Annotated in this window: 20 protein-coding genes and 3 tRNA genes; 19 read left to right on the top strand and 4 right to left on the bottom strand. The window is 49.1% G+C overall.

The window, feature by feature from the left end; genetic code table 11:
* Window positions 1-13: 13 nt before the first annotated feature.
* Entirely contained in the window at window positions 14-1,432 is a 1,419-nt protein-coding gene (locus GWK78_02995) for a threonine/serine exporter family protein (GenBank protein ID QHU93973.1), read from the bottom strand.
* Between the two features lie 78 nt (window positions 1,433-1,510).
* On the opposite strand from GWK78_02995, the gene GWK78_02990 reads away from it, so the two are divergent.
* The 12 genes from GWK78_02990 (at window position 1,511) to GWK78_02935 (ending at window position 9,241) form a co-directional block, all read left to right on the top strand.
* Window positions 1,511-2,248, top strand: a complete 738-nt coding sequence (locus GWK78_02990) for a phosphohydrolase (protein ID QHU93972.1) — start codon at window positions 1,511-1,513, stop codon at window positions 2,246-2,248.
* Between the two features lie 18 nt (window positions 2,249-2,266).
* The gene (locus GWK78_02985) at window positions 2,267-3,082 is read left to right on the top strand and encodes a hypothetical protein (GenBank protein QHU93971.1); all 816 of its coding nucleotides are present in this window, start codon (window positions 2,267-2,269) and stop codon (window positions 3,080-3,082) included.
* A gap of 21 nt (window positions 3,083-3,103) precedes the next feature.
* Window positions 3,104-4,687 (top strand): GIY-YIG nuclease family protein, encoded by a 1,584-nt coding sequence (locus GWK78_02980; GenBank protein ID QHU93970.1) that lies wholly within the window; start codon window positions 3,104-3,106, stop codon window positions 4,685-4,687.
* A gap of 2 nt (window positions 4,688-4,689) precedes the next feature.
* A complete protein-coding gene (locus tag GWK78_02975; protein ID QHU93969.1) occupies window positions 4,690-5,058 on the top strand; it encodes a prepilin-type N-terminal cleavage/methylation domain-containing protein in 369 nt (122 codons plus the stop codon).
* A 25-nt stretch (window positions 5,059-5,083) separates the two neighbouring features.
* A complete protein-coding gene (locus GWK78_02970; GenBank protein QHU93968.1) occupies window positions 5,084-5,455 on the top strand; it encodes a phage holin family protein in 372 nt (123 codons plus the stop codon).
* Between the two features lie 9 nt (window positions 5,456-5,464).
* A complete protein-coding gene (gene secG / locus GWK78_02965) occupies window positions 5,465-5,701 on the top strand; it encodes a preprotein translocase subunit SecG (GenBank protein QHU93967.1) in 237 nt (78 codons plus the stop codon).
* 9 nt (window positions 5,702-5,710) lie between these two features.
* Window positions 5,711-7,504 carry a hypothetical protein gene (locus GWK78_02960; GenBank protein ID QHU93966.1) on the top strand — a complete coding sequence of 598 codons (1,794 nt, stop codon included), beginning with the start codon at window positions 5,711-5,713 and terminating at the stop codon, window positions 7,502-7,504.
* A 24-nt stretch (window positions 7,505-7,528) separates the two neighbouring features.
* A tRNA-Leu gene (locus GWK78_02955) sits at window positions 7,529-7,615 on the top strand.
* 13 nt (window positions 7,616-7,628) lie between these two features.
* Window positions 7,629-7,702 (top strand) — tRNA-Cys (locus GWK78_02950).
* A 114-nt stretch (window positions 7,703-7,816) separates the two neighbouring features.
* Entirely contained in the window at window positions 7,817-8,185 is a 369-nt protein-coding gene (locus GWK78_02945; GenBank protein QHU93965.1) for a hypothetical protein, read from the top strand.
* Window positions 8,186-8,447: 262 nt separating this feature from the next.
* Window positions 8,448-9,074 (top strand): HD domain-containing protein, encoded by a 627-nt coding sequence (locus GWK78_02940; protein QHU93964.1) that lies wholly within the window; start codon window positions 8,448-8,450, stop codon window positions 9,072-9,074.
* Between the two features lie 81 nt (window positions 9,075-9,155).
* Window positions 9,156-9,241, top strand: a tRNA-Leu gene (locus GWK78_02935).
* Window positions 9,242-9,319: 78 nt separating this feature from the next.
* On the opposite strand, the gene GWK78_02930 is transcribed toward GWK78_02935, so the two are convergent.
* From GWK78_02930 to GWK78_02920, 3 genes are read right to left on the bottom strand one after another with little or no spacing between them, the layout of a single operon-like run.
* Window positions 9,320-10,069, bottom strand: coding sequence for an ABC transporter permease (locus GWK78_02930; protein ID QHU93963.1), 750 nt, complete (start codon window positions 10,067-10,069; stop codon window positions 9,320-9,322).
* Window positions 10,066-10,791, bottom strand: coding sequence for an ATP-binding cassette domain-containing protein (locus tag GWK78_02925; protein ID QHU93962.1), 726 nt, complete (start codon window positions 10,789-10,791; stop codon window positions 10,066-10,068). Before GWK78_02925 ends, GWK78_02930 begins: the two co-directional genes overlap by 4 nt.
* On the bottom strand, window positions 10,788-11,003 hold the full coding sequence (locus GWK78_02920; GenBank protein QHU94273.1) for an AbrB/MazE/SpoVT family DNA-binding domain-containing protein: 216 nt from the start codon (window positions 11,001-11,003) through the stop codon (window positions 10,788-10,790). Before GWK78_02920 ends, GWK78_02925 begins: the two co-directional genes overlap by 4 nt.
* 158 nt (window positions 11,004-11,161) lie before the next feature.
* Between GWK78_02920 and GWK78_02915 the strand changes: the two genes are divergently transcribed.
* The 7 genes from GWK78_02915 to GWK78_02885 all read left to right on the top strand — a co-directional run bounded on the left by GWK78_02915 (window position 11,162) and on the right by GWK78_02885 (window position 17,447).
* Window positions 11,162-11,731 carry a LemA family protein gene (locus GWK78_02915; protein QHU93961.1) on the top strand — a complete coding sequence of 190 codons (570 nt, stop codon included), beginning with the start codon at window positions 11,162-11,164 and terminating at the stop codon, window positions 11,729-11,731.
* Between the two features lie 71 nt (window positions 11,732-11,802).
* Entirely contained in the window at window positions 11,803-12,678 is an 876-nt protein-coding gene (locus GWK78_02910; GenBank protein QHU93960.1) for a M48 family metalloprotease, read from the top strand.
* Between the two features lie 2 nt (window positions 12,679-12,680).
* Complete coding sequence (locus tag GWK78_02905) at window positions 12,681-13,796, top strand: hypothetical protein (protein QHU93959.1); 1,116 nt, start codon at window positions 12,681-12,683, stop codon at window positions 13,794-13,796.
* Window positions 13,777-15,807 carry an NAD-dependent DNA ligase LigA gene (ligA, locus tag GWK78_02900; protein ID QHU93958.1) on the top strand — a complete coding sequence of 677 codons (2,031 nt, stop codon included), beginning with the start codon at window positions 13,777-13,779 and terminating at the stop codon, window positions 15,805-15,807. The genes GWK78_02905 and ligA overlap by 20 nt, the downstream gene beginning before the upstream one ends.
* Before the next feature lie 14 nt (window positions 15,808-15,821).
* Entirely contained in the window at window positions 15,822-16,226 is a 405-nt protein-coding gene (locus GWK78_02895) for a hypothetical protein (protein QHU93957.1), read from the top strand.
* Window positions 16,227-16,662: 436 nt separating this feature from the next.
* Window positions 16,663-16,887: a DUF1653 domain-containing protein gene (locus tag GWK78_02890; GenBank protein ID QHU94272.1), complete on the top strand. Its 225-nt coding sequence runs from the start codon at window positions 16,663-16,665 to the stop codon at window positions 16,885-16,887.
* 2 nt (window positions 16,888-16,889) lie between these two features.
* Window positions 16,890-17,447 carry a non-canonical purine NTP pyrophosphatase gene (locus GWK78_02885; GenBank protein QHU93956.1) on the top strand — a complete coding sequence of 186 codons (558 nt, stop codon included), beginning with the start codon at window positions 16,890-16,892 and terminating at the stop codon, window positions 17,445-17,447.

The following is a 17,447-nucleotide window of genomic DNA, read 5'->3' as shown; positions in this document are numbered from 1 at the left end:
GTATTCCCCGGGCTTATTGAATGTTAAGCTCTCGTCGTCGCAGGAGCTTATTATACCAGCGAATCATACCGCGCCGTACTGGTCGGCCGATCATATTACCAAGCGATGCACCGATGGCGATGGCCACGCCGATCATGATAGCTCGTGCGAGGACGGCCAGTGACAGTAAAAATTCAGGGTCGGTTGGCGGATTCTCTATCACACCCATCAAGCCGTTATAGAGCGACAAACCCGGCACCAGCGGTACGATGCCAGCAGCAATAATGGCCACTGAAGGAAAGCGCCATAGTCGGGACGCGAGTACCGCTGTCAATCCGACCACTGTTGCTGCGGCGCCGCTGGCGATGACAACTCCGAGTGACCCAATTAGCGTACTTGACACCCACCATCCCAACACGCCAACACCGCCGGCAATCAGCATTCCGAACAAACGCGCGTGATTGCCGGCCGCGAAACCAGCAGCAATAATCAGCGCCCCCAAGTATTGCGCCCGTATGTCTGCCGCTAGCCCCAGCCGATCCGGCGTCGTTGGAAAACTGATGCCAAATCGCTGAATGATGTATAGCCCGGTCATCACGCCGACAATGATACCAATCGTCGCCATAATCACCCGCAGCAGTCTGGCATTTGCCGTCACGTAGTATTCGTCAATCGCATCCTGAAAGGCGCCGACGATCATCAACCCCGCCACCAATAGCACGATACCGCTGATCACCAGCATTGTCGTATCAACCTGCCAGCCCAGCCAGCCATTCAGCCACTGGGCAGCGCCCGCCGCCAGGGTGATTAAGAGTGCGGTGATGATTTGGAGGTAAAATGTTGCGAGGCCCCATTTGTCCAGAATCCTCATCGTCGCCGTCGCCACGAAGCCCATCACAAACGCCAGTCCGCTCATCAGAATTGAGCCGTTAAATAAAATCACCACACCCATTGATACACCACCGCCCGCCAAACAGGTGACCCAGCGCGAGTACTCGCGTGGGCTAGCGAGGATTTCTTCGACACGTTGCTCTGCCTCGGCTAATGGCAAATGAGTGTCACGAATTAATAGCGCAAGGTTTTGCAAGGCTTGGATAGTTTGGTAATTAACATATTTTAAGGTGATCGTTCGCACTAAGGTGAGCGGTTCACGTTCGGTGCCGCGATCTTGGGACATGGTGATGAGTGTTGAGCTAACATCAATATGAACACGCCGTCTGCAGTAGGTATCAGTAATTCCCAAGGCCATGTGCACGACGTCTCGTGCGGTCACTCCCATTGCCAGTAGCTCCTCGGCAATTGCCATCGTCATCCGTAGCGCACGCATATTTGGCGTTAAGCTCTCGTCGATTTTATCCAATTGCCAAACGGGTGCTGGCACTGGCAGTCGTGGTATGCGCCCTAATGATCGCTTGATAAATTCAGGTACTTTTCTTTTCACAGCTGTTTTCACATCACTACTATAGCGCCTCTTGGCTAAAATGAAAATAGTTTAGTGGGTCGAGACCTGCATGGGTGATACAATAAGCTTATGGACGAACGGCAGATAGCTCAACTTGAGACAATAAAAAATAAAGTGCGTGATACATTAGGCGGCGACCCATCGGGTCATGCTGATGATCACGTTGAGCGGGTGGCACTGCTGGCGGAGCGTTTTGCTAGCGAATGCAGCGAATCAGTAGATCTGCAAGAAGTGTTGCTGACGGCTTGGCTGCATGACGTCGACGACTACAAACTAGTCGGCAAGGCGCAGGCAGAGAAATTGACGAACGCGGTCAATAGTATGGCGGAGGCGGGAGTGGCCGCTGGCCTACGTCAGGCGGTATTAGAAAATATTGCGACGATTGGTTATAGCAAACGGCTGAACGGCCAGCAGCCGCGGCGGCTGGCGGGGCAGCTAGTGTCTGACGCTGACATGTGCGATGCTATTGGCGCGGTTGGGATTGAGCGAGGGTTGATGTATGCCTGCCATCACGGTGGGCGGATTTTTGACCCCGCGGTTTGGCCAAATGTTGATCTAGCGGCGCACGAATACGACATTAACGGCAACACGCATGATACCGACGGCTTTATTAATCACTTTTTTGAGAAGCTGCTGAAGTTGAAGGGCTTGATGCTGACGGAGCCGGGGCGAATAGAAGCGAGGAAGCGTCAGCACGTTATGGTTGATTTCCTTCGTGCCTATTTCCGCGAGAAGAATGTGCCGGAGTGGAGTGAGTTTTTGGAAGGGTATTTACTTGATATAACTAAGGCAAATGATTTACAATAGGCGGACAAGGACTATAGTATGAGTGAAGTTTCAGAAAATATATACCCACTGCTGGTAGAACACAGCATTCATGACAGGATGGAATATCACAAAGTTCCGTATAACGTTGTCGGCGGGCTAGGTCTACATGCAGTTACCAACGCTGCCAAAATTGATTGGGATAATCACGTTGTGTATCTGCCTAGCGGCGTGTACTTACCATGTTTACGCGAAAATGGTACGGTGCGAGACCTTGATACATTAGTGCAAAACACAGATAAGACTGTTGTGAAGGGTTGCCAGCAGGAAATGACCGATACTATCGGTGATAAGTTAGTAATTTCAACCTTTGGACTTAACCCATACAAGAAAAATCGTCGTGGTATATTTGACTTTGTTGGTGATCGTTATGTTGCTGTTGAAGGAGAAGAAGAAAGTCGTCTATACTGGCGTCTTGGCGGTATTGAGACGGAAATTCCTTTATCTAGTCTTGATCAGTGGCTTGTGAAGAGAGATGGCGAGACGGTGTGTGCTGTCCTTAATCCAATTGCTCAGTTAGGAGCGTACGGATGTCGTTCAATTACCGGCTGGCGTCCAAAAGACAAAGAAAAAGTCGAGGAGTTAATAAAAGTTATAATGCCAAACCGTAAAATTTCAGATATTCCGCAAGATTGTCGCGATCAGTATTATACGTTCAGGGAACAATCAAAAAAAGTTGCCGAAGCTAGAAAAAAGTTAGGCTGGTTTGGGCTAAAGGCTGGATTGCTATCATTCCTTGAGCGTCAAGAGTGGGCGGTACGACTTGCTCAAGGCGAACTGGATGGCGTACTCAGTGGTTTCGTCGGCAAGACGTGATCACTTGATATAATGGTAGCTGTGAATCAACGGTTGCAGCAAAAACTCAAAACCCTACCGCGCACTCCCGGTGTCTATTTTCATAAGTCGGCCAGCGGCGAGATTATTTATGTGGGCAAGGCGGCGGCGCTGAAAAACCGCGTGCGCCAGTATTTTCAGGATTCGCGCGGGCGGGACAATAAAACCATGGCGTTGGTGGCGGAAATTGCTGATACCGATTGGATTGAGACCGAGAGCGAGGTTGACGCGCTGTTTCTGGAGAGCGAGATGGTCAAGCGCTATATGCCGCGCTACAACGTGCTGCTGCGTGATGATAAGTCGCAGATGTATGTGCGAATCGACATGAAAAGTGAGTGGCCGACCGTCAGTTTTACGCGCAATCCAGCCGATGACGGTGCAGAATATATTGGCCCGTTTTATAATGGCTTCGCCTTTAAAAAAGCCTTGCGATATTTGCGGCGAGTGTTTCCGTATTTGACCAGGCAGCGACGGCCAGGGCAGTCGAAGTTGGATGAAGATTTGGGTTTGAGTCCGCGGCTGAGTGATGGGCCGGAGCTATACAAAGCTAATCTACGCAAGCTCATCAGCTATATAAAGGGCAACCGTAAAGCCATCGCCGCTGAGCTGGAGCGCGATATGAAAACGGCGGCTGGACTGCACGATTTTGAGCGGGCGGCGGATCTTCGCAATAAACTGCGTGCCATGCAGGAATTGCAGCGGCGGGTTTGTTTTGGCGATAAAGAATTTTTGGACATTTCAAAAGACAAGGCGCTGGCTGATTTGGCAAAATTGTTGGGTCTAAAAGGTATTCCAGCACGCATCGAGGGTTATGATATTTCGCACATGAGCGGGCGGCAAGTGGTCGCCAGTATGGTGGTATTTACCAATGGCGCGAGCGATCGGGCGGAGTATCGCAAATTCAAAGTCAGCGAGAAAAATGATGATACTGGCAATATGTATCAGACGATTTTTCGCCGGCTGAGCGAGCGTAATCTAAAAAGCTGGGGCCGTCCTGGTCTGCTGCTCATTGATGGCGGCAAAGGTCAGCTGGCGGCGGCTATCAAAGCGCGTGATGAGCGTGGCGTCACTGTGCCGATTATCAGCATCGCCAAGCGTGAGGAAGAGCTGCTAGTGCATAAAACTGGTTCGCAGATTGATACGGCGTTCATCAAACAGCTCCAGTCGCAGTCGCGGGCAGGCGTCGCTATTCACGAAGACGGCGATGTTTATGTGGTGAATTTACATCCAGGCCAGCGTAACGCCGGTTCGCATTCAAAAAACTTGCGAGCCAGTACCGAGCAAAATCGTAAAGAACGTCCGACGACAGACGAGAGCGGTCTCGCGACAACCGACATCATCAAACTGTTCCAGCGCATCCGCGATGAGTCGCACCGCTTTGCGGTGAGTTACCACACGGCGCTGAAGCGTCAGCAGCAAACGAAAAACCAGCTGGAAGAAATTCCTGGTGTGGGGCCAAAAACCCGCGCGAAATTGCTGAAAAAATTTGGCAGCATCAGCCGTATACGGAATGCCTCACTCACCGACCTGGAAAAAATCGTGGATAAAGAGCTAGCGAAAAAGATCATGCTTATGCTATCATCATAAGTATGATACGAAAGCATGGATTTACCGTCATAGAAGTACTAATTGTCGTTGTGGTTATCGGCATCTTGGCGGGTATCGGTCTCGTCAGCTATAACGGGTGGCGCAAAGAGACGGTGCGTAAGGCTATAACGTCAGATCTACAGAATGCGCTATCAGCGGCGGAGCAGGAAAAAAACTTCAAAGGGTCATACCCAACGACATTGCCGCAGTCGTTCAAGAGTGGCTCGCCAGACATCGTAATCACTGTACGAACAATCCCGCCGTCTGGCTCGACGCCGGCCGCGATCTGCATTGAGGGGACGAGTAGTCGCCAGCAACTCCAGATGCACATCAAGAGCACTGAGCGCAAGGTAGTCGACGGCGCCTGTTAGCGTTATGATATAATGAAATGTAGTCATGAGACGACAATTTGCAATATTTTTTGTCAGGTGGATACTTAATTCTGTTGGCATCTGGGTGGCGGTGCGGCTTCTCGGGACGAGTGAGCCAGTGGTCGAGACGACGGCAACGTTTGTCCTCGCTGGTTTAATTTTTTCGATCGTCAACTCTATCTTAAAACCAATCGTTGTCATTTTATCACTACCGGCGATCTTGCTCACACTCGGTTTATTTACGCTGGTAGTGAATGGCATCATGGTTTACATATCATTGGCACTGGCGCCGGGATTATCCATGAGTTTTGGCTCGTCAATTCTTGCCGGAATCATACTCAGTCTGGTAAACTATATAGTAAGTAGCGCCTTCGTTATCAAGCCGGCGCCAGAATAAGGAGAAAGTATGTCACTTGATACTATTTTGCCGTATGTCACATTAGGATCAGCCATTTTGATGATCATTGCCATATTGTTGCAGCAGCGTGGTGCTAGCTTGGGCGCAGGCTTTGGCTCGTCGGGCGAGCTGTTCACCACGCGGCGAGGTTTTGACAAGAACTTGTTTGATGTGACTATTGTGTTTGCTGTTGTGTTCGTGCTGTCGATCTTGGCGAGTTTGGTGTTGCCGAGTCTGAAGGGCTAGGAGCGCGCCTTGGACACAAAAAAATCATCTTGGAAAAAATTTCTGCGGCTGGACTTCGCAACAAAAGACCTTGATGGGCAAGCGCAAAAACTGACTAAAACGACCTTGCGTCACACGCATATGTTTATCTCTTCGCGCCTCGAACATTTGGCTGGAGTCAAGCGCCATGTCCTGGGGTGGATCTTTCTGGTTATTCTATTGATTACCATCAGTATGGTGCAGTGGCTATCGTTTCGTGAATTATACGCTCATAATGCGCCCGCCAAGGGCGGGTCGTACTCAGAGGGTGTGCTGGGGCCACTAGAGACGCTTAATCCAATCTTTGCTCGTAGTAGTGCCGAAAAATCAGCGGCCCGACTGATGTTTGCGAGTCTCTATAATTATGATACGACCGGACACATCAAAGGAGACCTCGCTGAGTCGGTCACAGTCAATGAGGCCGAGACTGAGTACACGGTCAAATTGCGCCGTAATCTCAGGTGGTCAGACGGAGCGCCACTGGATGCTCGCGACGTGGTGTTTACTGTTAATTTACTCAAAGATGCGCGGACGCAGTCAACGATTACCGGCTGGCAGTCGATCAACGTCAAGCAGGTTGACGAGCGAACGGTGCAATTTATCCTGCCGGCCCCATACGCACCATTCATGCACGCCCTCACCTTTCCGGTTTTGCCTCAGCACAGCCTCAGTGAAGTTAATCCAGCTGAGCTACGCGAGCATGGTTATGGTAAGTCGCCCGTAACCTCTGGGCCGTTTGCTATGCGGATTCTACAGAATGCCAATGCTGAAGGGTCGAAAAAAGTGCTTCATCTCGTGGCGAACTCACAGTATCATCATGGCGCGCCAAAGCTGGATCGCTTTCAGCTGTATGTATATCCGACGCGGGACGAGATCACCAAAGGTCTCAAGACGAGTGAAATTATGGCCACACCGGAGTTGTCATACATGGCTCAGTCAGACCAGATCCGTCACATGTATGCCTCGCGGTCGTACGCTATTAACGATGGTGTCTACGCATTATTTAACACCCAGAGCGAAATGGTGAGTTCGCGCAAAGTTCGACAAGCGCTGGTCCAGTCGATTAATACCCAAGCACTGCGTGATAAGTTTGCCTTTGCCAAGAAGCCACTGCACGGCCCAATTTTTGACGACCAAGTGGATGGGCAACTGGCCGGTCGTTTGCCGTATGACACAGAAGCAGCGAAAAAATTACTGGACGAAGAAGGATGGAAAGTAGTCGGTAATCAGCGTAAAAAGGGCGAGCAGGTTTTGCAATTGTCGTTCGTGACGCTCAAGGGCTCTGATTTTGAAACTATTGCGCGTGAACTCGTAAAAGTCTGGCAGGAAACGCTGCATATCACCGTTGACCTAAGGGTGGTTGATCCAAATGATGCCTCGCAGAACGTTTTGCAGTCCGTCCTGCGGCCGCGCGGCTTTGACGTGCTACTGTATGAGTTGGTGCTGGGCGGTGACGCTGACGTCTTTGCCTACTGGCATTCGTCACAGGCCAATCAAGGCGGTCTCAATTTTGCTAACTATAACAGCGCGGTGGCCGATGATGCCCTCGCGGCTGGTCGCACCAAACAAAATGCCAAACAACGAGTGAGCAAATACCAAACGTTTACCAAGCATTGGCAGTCTGATGTGCCAGCCCTCGCACTATATCAAGTGCAACTGGATTACATTCACTTGCGTTCCGTGTCGGCGCTCGGTAAGTCGATGCGGTTAGTATATCCCACCGATCGGTTCGCCGACGTGATCTACTGGACGGTTCGCCGTGAATCCGTTTACAAAACACCGTAATCAGGTATAATGGTAAGTGGTCATGCGGGCGTGGCGGAATTGGTAGACGCGCTAGCTTGAGGGGCTAGTGAACGCAAGTTCGTGGAAGTTCAAGTCTTCTCGCTCGCACCAAATGTAACAGAGCGGCGCGTTGGCGGAGCGGTTACGCAGAGGTCTGCAAAACCTTTTAGACGAGTTCGACTCTCGTACGTGCCTCCAGGATTGTCGATAAAAGCTCTCTTGGGGAGCTATAATATAAGTGAAAATATTGAGTGAAATAAAGTTGAATTTGCAACTGAATTTTTGTATTTTGCGAAGGGAGAATATTGATTTATGTTTTCAATATTAGGTGCAGTATTATTTGGAATTATAGCAACTATGACAGTTCTTGTCGCTTGCGGCTTGCCTTTGGGCGAATTTACCATGGGCGGACAACATAAAATCTTACCTAAGAAATTGAGGGTTGCGGCAGTTATTTCAGTGGTTATCCAAATTTTTGCCATGATAATTATTTTGCAAGCCGGAGGTTTTATTTCCTTGTGGTTGTCTTTTACGGTTACTAAATATATTTGCTTCTTCTTTGCCGCTTATCTATCGTTAAATACTATTATGAACATCATTTCAAAAAGTAAGAAAGAAAAATATGTAATGACTCCAATTTCACTTATAGCCGGAATATGTTTTTGGATAACGGCACTTTAGATGTAGTATGTAAAATGAGGATAATCTACAGACAGTTTGTCTAATTGAATAGAATAATTTTTGAAACAGTAAATCGAGTTTGGCATGTCGGCCAACAAGACCAGTATCATTTATGTTTAGGTCAACCATTTACGCCATTTCGGTGTGTAGAGTCGTGACAGTATCATTTTAAAGCGTCTTAAGATAATCGTGTACGATTATTAAATGTATTGCCATCGTGGATGTGTACTATTTGTTTCATGGCTTATAGTATACTAAATCTATGAAACGACCTCCAAATGTTCAGCATATACTCCAGCTGATTAGTTCATTAATCGTGCCGATGTATTATATTCATCGTGATATCGTGCCGCCAAAACGATCACCACTGAGGGAAAATGATGCGGAACATTCCTGGGCTTTAGCATTGTTAGCGTGTGCGCTCGCTCCGCAGATTAATCCGAAATTAGATATTGGTAAAGTTGCCCAATTTGCCATTGTTCATGATGTTGTAGAGGTCTATTCGGGTGATGTATCGGCAATGGATAGCCAGGCGGCAAATTCATCTGAGCGAAAAATTCGTGAGGCAGCAGCGTTGGAGCGTATTCAATCAGATTTCTCATATATGCCATGGATCGCTGAAACGATTAAGGAATACGAATCTTTTTCTAGCGAAGAAGCATGTTTCGTCTATGCGCTTGATAAATTTATGCCGGTTGCCTATGACTATCTTGATGGAGGTGAGTATGCTCATCATTGTCGCACAACTCGTGAAGCGTACCAGTATCATATGATACCGCATCGCGAAAAGGCCCAGAGACATCCTGTTGTTGGTCGATATTATGATGAGGTGCGGGCGCTGCTAGATGCTCAGCTAGATCATTTTTATGATCCAGAAAATGTAGTATAATTGTTGTAGACGCGGGTGCTAGCTACATAATATTTAAAATTATGTTGCAGGGGGCTTGACGTCATGAATAATGGTAAATACGCGCGAGTGGCGGAATTGGTAGACGCGAGGGACTTAAAATCCCTTGACCAAAAGTCGTGCGGGTTCGATTCCCGCCTCGCGCACCACAATTGTTACAAAAGCCGCCGATAAAAGGCGGCTTTCGTTATGAATAGTTGAATTCTAGGGTGCCAGACCCAGATAAATTAGGTGTTTCGTCCGGTCATCTTTCGCCGAAAGATATAGATAGCGAGTGTGAAGATAACGGTGGTATAACACAAAACGATCAGTAGATGTGGTGTGATGACTTGCCAATTCCCCTCAATGCTGCCTTTAATGGCGGCAACACTGTGGTAAAATGGCAGTGCTTCCGCAACCATTTTAAAACCACCACCGATGAGATCAACCGGGACAAATACGCCCGACAGCCAGCCAGCGACATTGGTGAGCAGGGCGCCACATATACCGCCAACTGCTCGCTCGTTAATGAGACTGCCGAAGAATAACCCACATCCAACAAATAGAAGCGACGTTACCGTTGTAATAACGATTGCCCCAATAATATGCACTGAAAAGTCGAGCCCGATAAAGCAGGCGATAACGAGGGTAATCACTGCCTGCATGGTAGCAATGATAATCATCGGAATTGTGTATCCAATGATAAAATCTCGGGCTGTCATAGGCGAGGTAAACAGACGCATCAGGAATGACGAGGTTCGGTCTTTTGCTAGGAGCATGCCTGAGAATAGTGCTAGGAATGCCGTACCGAACATTGCGATACCTGGTGCCAAATTTCTGATGGCAAACATAGTGTTATTGGCTTCGGCGGGAATGCTGGCATTTATAATAGAGAGCAGTCCAAGCAAAACGAGTGGAAAGACTAATCCAAAGAATAGATTGATCGGATCGCGTACAACTTCTTTTGTACAGCGTTTAGCAAATAGTAATGATCTCATCGAATACCTCCTACAAGTGCGACAAACGCATCCTCGAGAGTGTGCGTATTGGTTTGTTTTTGCAGTTCTGCTACTGTACCGATCGCCACGAGCTTGCCGCGCGCCATAACGCCGACACGATCAGACAATGCTTCAATTTCCTCGAGATAGTGGGTTGTGAGCAGCGTCGTCACTGTACCTTTGAGTGACTCAATTGCCCCCCATAACTCACGGCGCGAAAAAATATCAAGACCTAGCGTTGGTTCGTCAATGAATAATATTTTTGGATTTGAGATGAGCGCCATGGCGATCGACAGGCGTCGCTGCATGCCGCCAGACAAATGCTTAGCTTTTTTATGTTCGACAGTTTCGAGCTTGAATTGGCTTGCCATACGCGAGGCGCTCTCACTGGCGTTATGAGCAGATTGTCCGTAGAGTCCAGCGATCAGTTCGAGATTCTCGCGGACTGATAAATTACCAGCTACAGCAGTTTCTTGTGGTGAAACGTTGATCATCTGTTTGACTGCCTGAGGTTTTTCGGTAATACTATTGCCGAGTAAAATAGCATCACCTTGTGTTGGTTGGCTTAAGCAAGATAACATTTTAATCAATGTCGTCTTACCCGCACCATTGACACCAAGTAGTGAAAATAACTCACCCTTTTCAATTGATAGATTAAGGCTGTCGACTGCGACAAAGTCACCGTAGCGTTTTGTTAAGTTGGTCGCAGTGATTGCATTCATGATTTCATCTCCGTATCATTGAGTACGGCGGTGATTGTATCAATGACTTTATTCTTAGTCGGAATAGCAATTCCTTGCTGCTTGTCGCCGAGCATGATAAGTGTATCGCCAGGCTTGATATTAAAAATATCTCGTGCCTCTTTGGGTATCACAATTTGCCCGCGTTCGCCAACCTTGACTGTCCAAGCATGTCTACTCTTTGGTTTTGTCATATAATTCCTTTCTTTCATATAAATATGATTTATATGAATAAGTATACGACTATGATGCGCTGCGTGTCAACAATGAGTTGGCATGATTTTGCCACTATACGACTCGTGTGTATGGTATAATTATGTGTATAAGGTACTAACCATAAGGAGAATAGAACATGGATGCAGTAATAATAACCTTAATTATCGTTGGTGTCGTTATCGTTCTGATCGTGGCGTTTTTGATCGGTACGTACAACGGACTGGTGACGCTGCGTAACCGCGTCGAGGAAGCATGGAGTGATATCACTGTCCAGCTCAAACGCCGGACTGACTTGATTCCAAACCTGGTTAACTCAGTCAAGGGCTACGCCACGCACGAGAAAGAAGTATTTGAAAAGGTTACTGAAGCGCGGTCGGCTATTATGGGTGCCAAAGGCGTGGCTGATACGGCTCAGGCGGAGAATATGTTAGAGGGTGCCCTAAAGAGCCTGTTCGCTGTCGCTGAGGCGTATCCGGAACTGAAGGCTAATGAGAACTTCTTGCAGCTACAGCAAGAACTGGTTGACACTGAGGATAAGATTCAGGCATCGCGTCGCTTTTATAATGGCGGCGTTCGCGATTTGAACACAAGGATTCAAAGGTTCCCAGCTAACATGGTTGCCGGCATGTTCGGCTTCCAGGCAAAAGAATTCTTTGAGGTTGCTGATCGAGCAAGTGTTGAGAATCCAGTCGAGGTGAAATTCTAAGGCAGGATAATCTTTGCCTGAACTAGGCCGCTCGCCTGTTTTCGGCGGGCGGTTTTTGGTATAATAACTACATGTATAGTGCAATTTCTCATAATAAGCGAAACACCGTGCTGATCATGGCAGTGTTTGTGGCGATTATCGGCGTAATCGGTGTACTGGTCGGTATGTATCTACGGAACTATTCATTGTCGTTGATCATTGTCGGTTGTGCGCTGCTTTATGCGTGGTTACAATATTATATCGCTGGTAAATTGGCCATGGCGATGAGCGGTGCGCAGCAGATTGAAAAGAAGGATGCGCCGGAGCTGTGGCGAGTAGTAGAAAACCTCGCGATTGCTTCCGGCATGCCGATGCCAAAAGTCTACATTATTGACGATCCAGCGCCAAACGCGTTTGCGACGGGCCGCGATCCAAAGCACGCTATCGTCGGTGCGACTACTGGGCTGTTGGAAATTATGGACAAGCGCGAACTCGAGGCGGTGATGGCGCACGAGATGAGTCATGTGCGTAATTACGATATTCGCGTTAGTATGATTGCCTTTGGGTTGGTGAGTGCTATTGGGTTGCTTGCTGATATCGCACTCCGGATGATGATATATGGCGATGATGATGACGGGGATACCAGCCCGATTGTCTACATCGTGGGTATTATAGTAGTAATCTTGGCACCGATTTTAGCAACGATTACGCAACTGGCAGTCAGCCGCCAGCGCGAGTATCTCGCGGATGCTTCGGGCGCGCTCTTGACTCGCGACTCGGAGGGGTTGGCGATGGCACTGGAGAAATTACAAAGTTATGGTCGGCCAATGCGCAGGCAGAGTACTTCAACAGCGAACTTGTTTATGAATAATCCGCTGCGTCCTGGCTTTTTCTCAAAGTTATTTAGCACCCATCCGCCACTAGAAGATCGAATCGCACGTCTGCGAAGTAATGCAACGAAGATGTAATCATGACGAAGTCAACCAAAAAACAACACACCACGCGGCGTAAACGAGCAACTTCAAAAGCAGATAGTCGCGCCGCGACAAAGAAAACAGTATCGTTAAAAGAGGGGCTTAATAAGGCTTGGCAGCGACTAACGCAGCGCCGCCAAGCCTTTCTCCGCCGTCGGCCGCACCGTAGTTTTCGAGTGACCAAGCGGCGTGACTATCGTCGTTCACTCAAGTTACCGGGCTACTTTGCACTGACCAAACAAGCATGGCAACTGATGCGAAAGCACTGGCGGATCTTCGTTGGGTTGACGGCGATATACGCGGTGCTGGGTGTGTTGCTGTCGGGGTTGATTTCGCAAGACACATATCAGCAGCTAAGGGATACGATCAATGGAACGAATCAGGGGGGCGCCCTGGGCACTATTGTGCCGACGTTGATGCTATTTGCTGGCGTGGTTACCAATCAGCTCGGTGGTTCGACGGGTGGCGTAGCATCGTCGCAGCAGGTTATTGGCGCGCTGATCGGGCTGTATATATGGCTGACGACAATTTGGCTGGTTCGCGGCGTAATTGTCGGTAAGCGTCCAAAGATTCGCGATGGGCTGTATAATGCGGGCGCGCCGGTCATCGCCCTGTCGGTCCTAGTGTTTATCGCGCTCATTCAATTATTACCAGCAGCGATAGCGGTCATTATTTATGGAGCGGCGGACACGTCAGGCATGTTGCAGCAGACGGTGGTGTTGATGTTGGCGGCCGGCGCCACCATATTAATCGTCACCTTGTCGATATATTGGCTGACGAGTACGTTGTTCGCTATGGTAATTATTACCCTACCGGGGATGTATCCACTAGAAGCGGCGCGACTGGCCTCGGATGTTGTCTTGGGGCGGCGGATGCGAATTTTGCTGCGATTAATGTGGCTGCTGCTGGTGCTCGCCGTGGTTTGGGCGGCGGTGCTTATTCCGGTCATTACGATTGATGGTGCACTCAAAACGGTGATACCGGCGTTGAACTGGCTGCCGCTGGTGCCGCTCGTGGCGTTGATGTTAGTGGCGTTCTCGATTGTTGCCTCGGCGTGCTACATCTATCTATTCTACCGAAAGGTCGTCGCTGATGACAGTGCGCCAGCTTGATAGGCAGGCGGCCGAGCAACGAATTGTCAAACTGCGAGATCTGATCAATGATTATCGCTATCACTATCATGTGCTCGACGAATCGATCATGAGCGAGGCGGCGGCTGATAGCCTGAAACACGAACTGTCGCAACTAGAAGAGCAGTTTCCTGAACTCGTTACACCAGACAGCCCAACCCAGCGGGTGGCCGGAAAAGCGCTCAGTAAATTCGCTAAGGTTCAGCATCAAACGCGAATGATTTCGCTGCAGGACGTATTTGACCGGGCAGAAGTTGCGGCGTGGATAGAGCGTATGCACAAAGTGCGTAGTGACATCACTGAAGAATTTTTGTGTGATATCAAGATGGATGGCCTGGCCTGCGCGCTAATTTATGAGGACGGTGTGCTGGCGCGGGCCGTGACGCGTGGCGACGGACTAGTTGGTGAAGATGTGACCATGAATGTGCGGACGATTCAGAATGTGCCGCTAATCCTGCGCGCTAACCAGCGATTTGCTCATTTTTTGCGCGGTCGAACGGAGATTCGTGGTGAAATTGTGATGCACAAGGCCGACTTTGCAGCATTAAACCAGCGTCGGCGAGCGGCCGGTCAGCCAGAATTTGCTAATCCGCGTAACTTGGCGGCGGGGACGATTCGCCAGCTTGATCCAAAACTGGTGGCAGAGCGTCCGCTCAATTTTGTTGGCTATGACATTATTCGCGACAACCTTGAGGACACGCCGACGATTGCCTTTGGCTATCAAATGATGAACGAGCTGGGTATCACCACTAGTCGGCAGACACAAATTGTCTATGGCTTGGATGAAGTGATGAGCTATGTTGATCATCTGGATGAAGTGCGTCAGTCACTGCAGTTTAACACCGACGGAGCGGTCATCAAGCTCAACGACCGGCGACAGTTTGCCGAGCTGGGTATTGTCGGCAAAACACCGCGAGCGGCAGTGGCGTATAAATTTGCCGCCGAAGAAGCTACAACCATCATCCGCGATATCGTCATTTCCATCGGTCGAACCGGTGCGGCCACGCCAGTAGCGGTGTTCGACCCGGTGGTGGTGGCCGGTACGACGGTGCAGCACGCTAGTCTGCATAATGCTGATGAAATTTCTCGGCTGGATGTGCGCCGCGGCGACACGGTGGTTATTTTTAAGGCGGGCGACATAATCCCTCAAGTACAAGCCGTACTGAAAGAATTGCGGGCGGCAGATTCTAAGCCGATTGATTACTCGGCAGAATTGGCTCGCCAATATCCAGAGCTAGAATTTGTAAGGCCAGCAGGCGAGGCGGTGTACCGCGTTAAAGGTTTGAGTGGCCCGCTGATTTTGAAGCGGTCTCTGGCGCACTTTGCCTCCAAAGGCGCGCTGGATATTGATACGCTGGGCGAGAAAAATGTCGAGGCGCTGGTCGAGGCTGGGCTGGTTAATGACTTGGCGGATATTTACAAGTTGACGAAAGATGATTTACTGCAGCTGGAGCGCTTCGCTGAGATTTCTGCGCAAAAACTCATTGATGCCATTGCTGCTAAAAAACAGCCAGTGTTGGAACGATTTTTGTTCGGCCTCGGCATTCGTCATGTCGGCGCGCAGACGGCAATTGATCTGACAAACCACTTTGAGAGTCTTGAGGCTATGTCTCGCGCGACCATTGATAAGCTGCGCGAAGTGGATGGTGTGGGTGAAATTGTTGCCGAGTCAATTGTGGCATGGTTTGCTGATGAAGACAATGTGACGCTGCTCGAAAAATTTGCTGACTTGGGCGTGACGCCGCAGTTTAGCCAAAAATCTGACCGCCTGGCTGGCCAAAGTTTTGTTATCACCGGCACCCTGCAGTCGATGGGTCGTGATGCTGCTGCTGAAAAAATCCGTAATCTTGGCGGCACCTTCCAAACCGCTGTTGCAAAAGATACAACATATTTGGTAGCGGGCGGTAAAGTTGGCGCCAGTAAATTGAAAAAAGCCGAACAATACCGCACCAAAATTATTGATGAACAAACATTGTTAGAGCTTATACGATAACGGAGGTAATAACCATGACTCAGCAATCACATCGCGCCCTCACCATCAAACCCGCCGACACGGTTATATTTACGGCGATGTCCAAGAAGTATTTTTACATGAGATTTTTCGTAACGAAATTTGCGCTTGAGCAAGGCGTTGTGCCAATCAATCCGTTTACCAGTTTTGACTATTTTCTACTCGACGCGGTGGAGCGTGACACGGTGCGGCGCGCCAATAATACGCTGGTGGCGCGCGCTGATGAGCTGTGGGTATTTGGCGACATCGCTGATGGTGTGCGGGCGGAAATAGTTCAAGCCTGGCAGCAACATAAAGCCGTCCGATTTTTTGCGTTTCGTAACGACAAGCATATTTACGAAGTTGAGATTGGCGAATTGGTTTATGAAGATGGCGTCGAAACATTAACCCAACGGAGGTAACTAGATGATCCGATTTTACTTACAAAAGTTAGTTCGCGACAAAGTGGTAAAAAAGTGCCTGGATGATCCAGAATTTTTGCATACGGAGTACCGGACATTAGACAAGCAAGCGTTTCGCCGCGAGCTGCTCCGCAAGGTTCACGAGGAGGTAGATGAGATTCCGCTGGATGATAGTCAGCGTGATGAATCGCTCAAAGAGCTGGCTGATTTGCAAGAAGTCGTTGACGCGCTGCGCCAGGCCTTTGGCTTTTCTATAGAGCAAGTCCAGGAGGCGATGGTGCATAAAAAGCAGGATAATGGCGGTTTTGATAATCGGCACTATATTGAATACAATGATTTTACGGATGACAGTAGATGGGTGGAAGTACTGCGTGCTCAGCCAGGGAAGTATCATGAAGAAACAGTGGATAGCGAAGAGCAGAGCCATTGTACGAGGATTAGCAAGGGTGTATACCGGCACAGCAAATCAGGCAAGCTATACAAGGTGATCGGCCTCGCATTGGAAACTGAGACGGAAGATCTTTTGGTGATCTATCGACCTCTCTATGAAAATGAATATGAACTATTCGCCCGCCCCGTCAGTATGTTTACGGAAACAATAGTACTGGACGGGAAATCTGTGCCGCGATTTCAGAAAATAAACTCCAAAGCTCAGGTGTAAGCGTGATGAAGACAATCACTTTTATCACCGGCAATCAGCACAAAGCAGATTATTTATCGCGCATGCTAGGTCTACCGCTGAAACATCGGGCGGTTGATTTAGCAGAGATTCAATCAACTAGTTTGGAGGAAGTCGTTGAGCATAAGGTGCGTCAGGCGTATAAAATCGCCAAATGTCCGGTTTTGATTGAGGATGTGGCGCTTGAGTTTACAGCATTGGGAGGACTGCCGGGTCCGTTTATTAAGTTTTTTGTGGAGGCGCCGAACGGTTTAGAGAATCTTTGCCGGATGCTTGATGGCTTTGGCGATCGATCGGCAGTGGCGGCATGTGTGTTTGGCTATTGTGACGGCGAGCAGGTCAAACTATTCCGCGCTGAACTTGGTGGCGTCATCGCCAAGCACCCTGCCGGCGATGGCGGCTTTGGCTGGGATAAAATATTTTGCCCGGATGGCTACGAGGGTAAAACTCGTGCCGAATTAACGCCAGATGAGGACGCTGAGACGTACCGCTTATTCAAGCCAATCGATGTCGTCCGCCAATTTCTCGCCACACTTGAATAA

The organism is Candidatus Saccharibacteria bacterium oral taxon 488 (genome assembly GCA_010202845.1).
GTDB lineage: Bacteria > Patescibacteriota > Saccharimonadia > Saccharimonadales > Saccharimonadaceae > Nanosynbacter.
The sequence above is the reverse complement of the archived record's forward strand: the minus strand, read 5'-3'. Positions and strand labels throughout refer to the sequence as shown.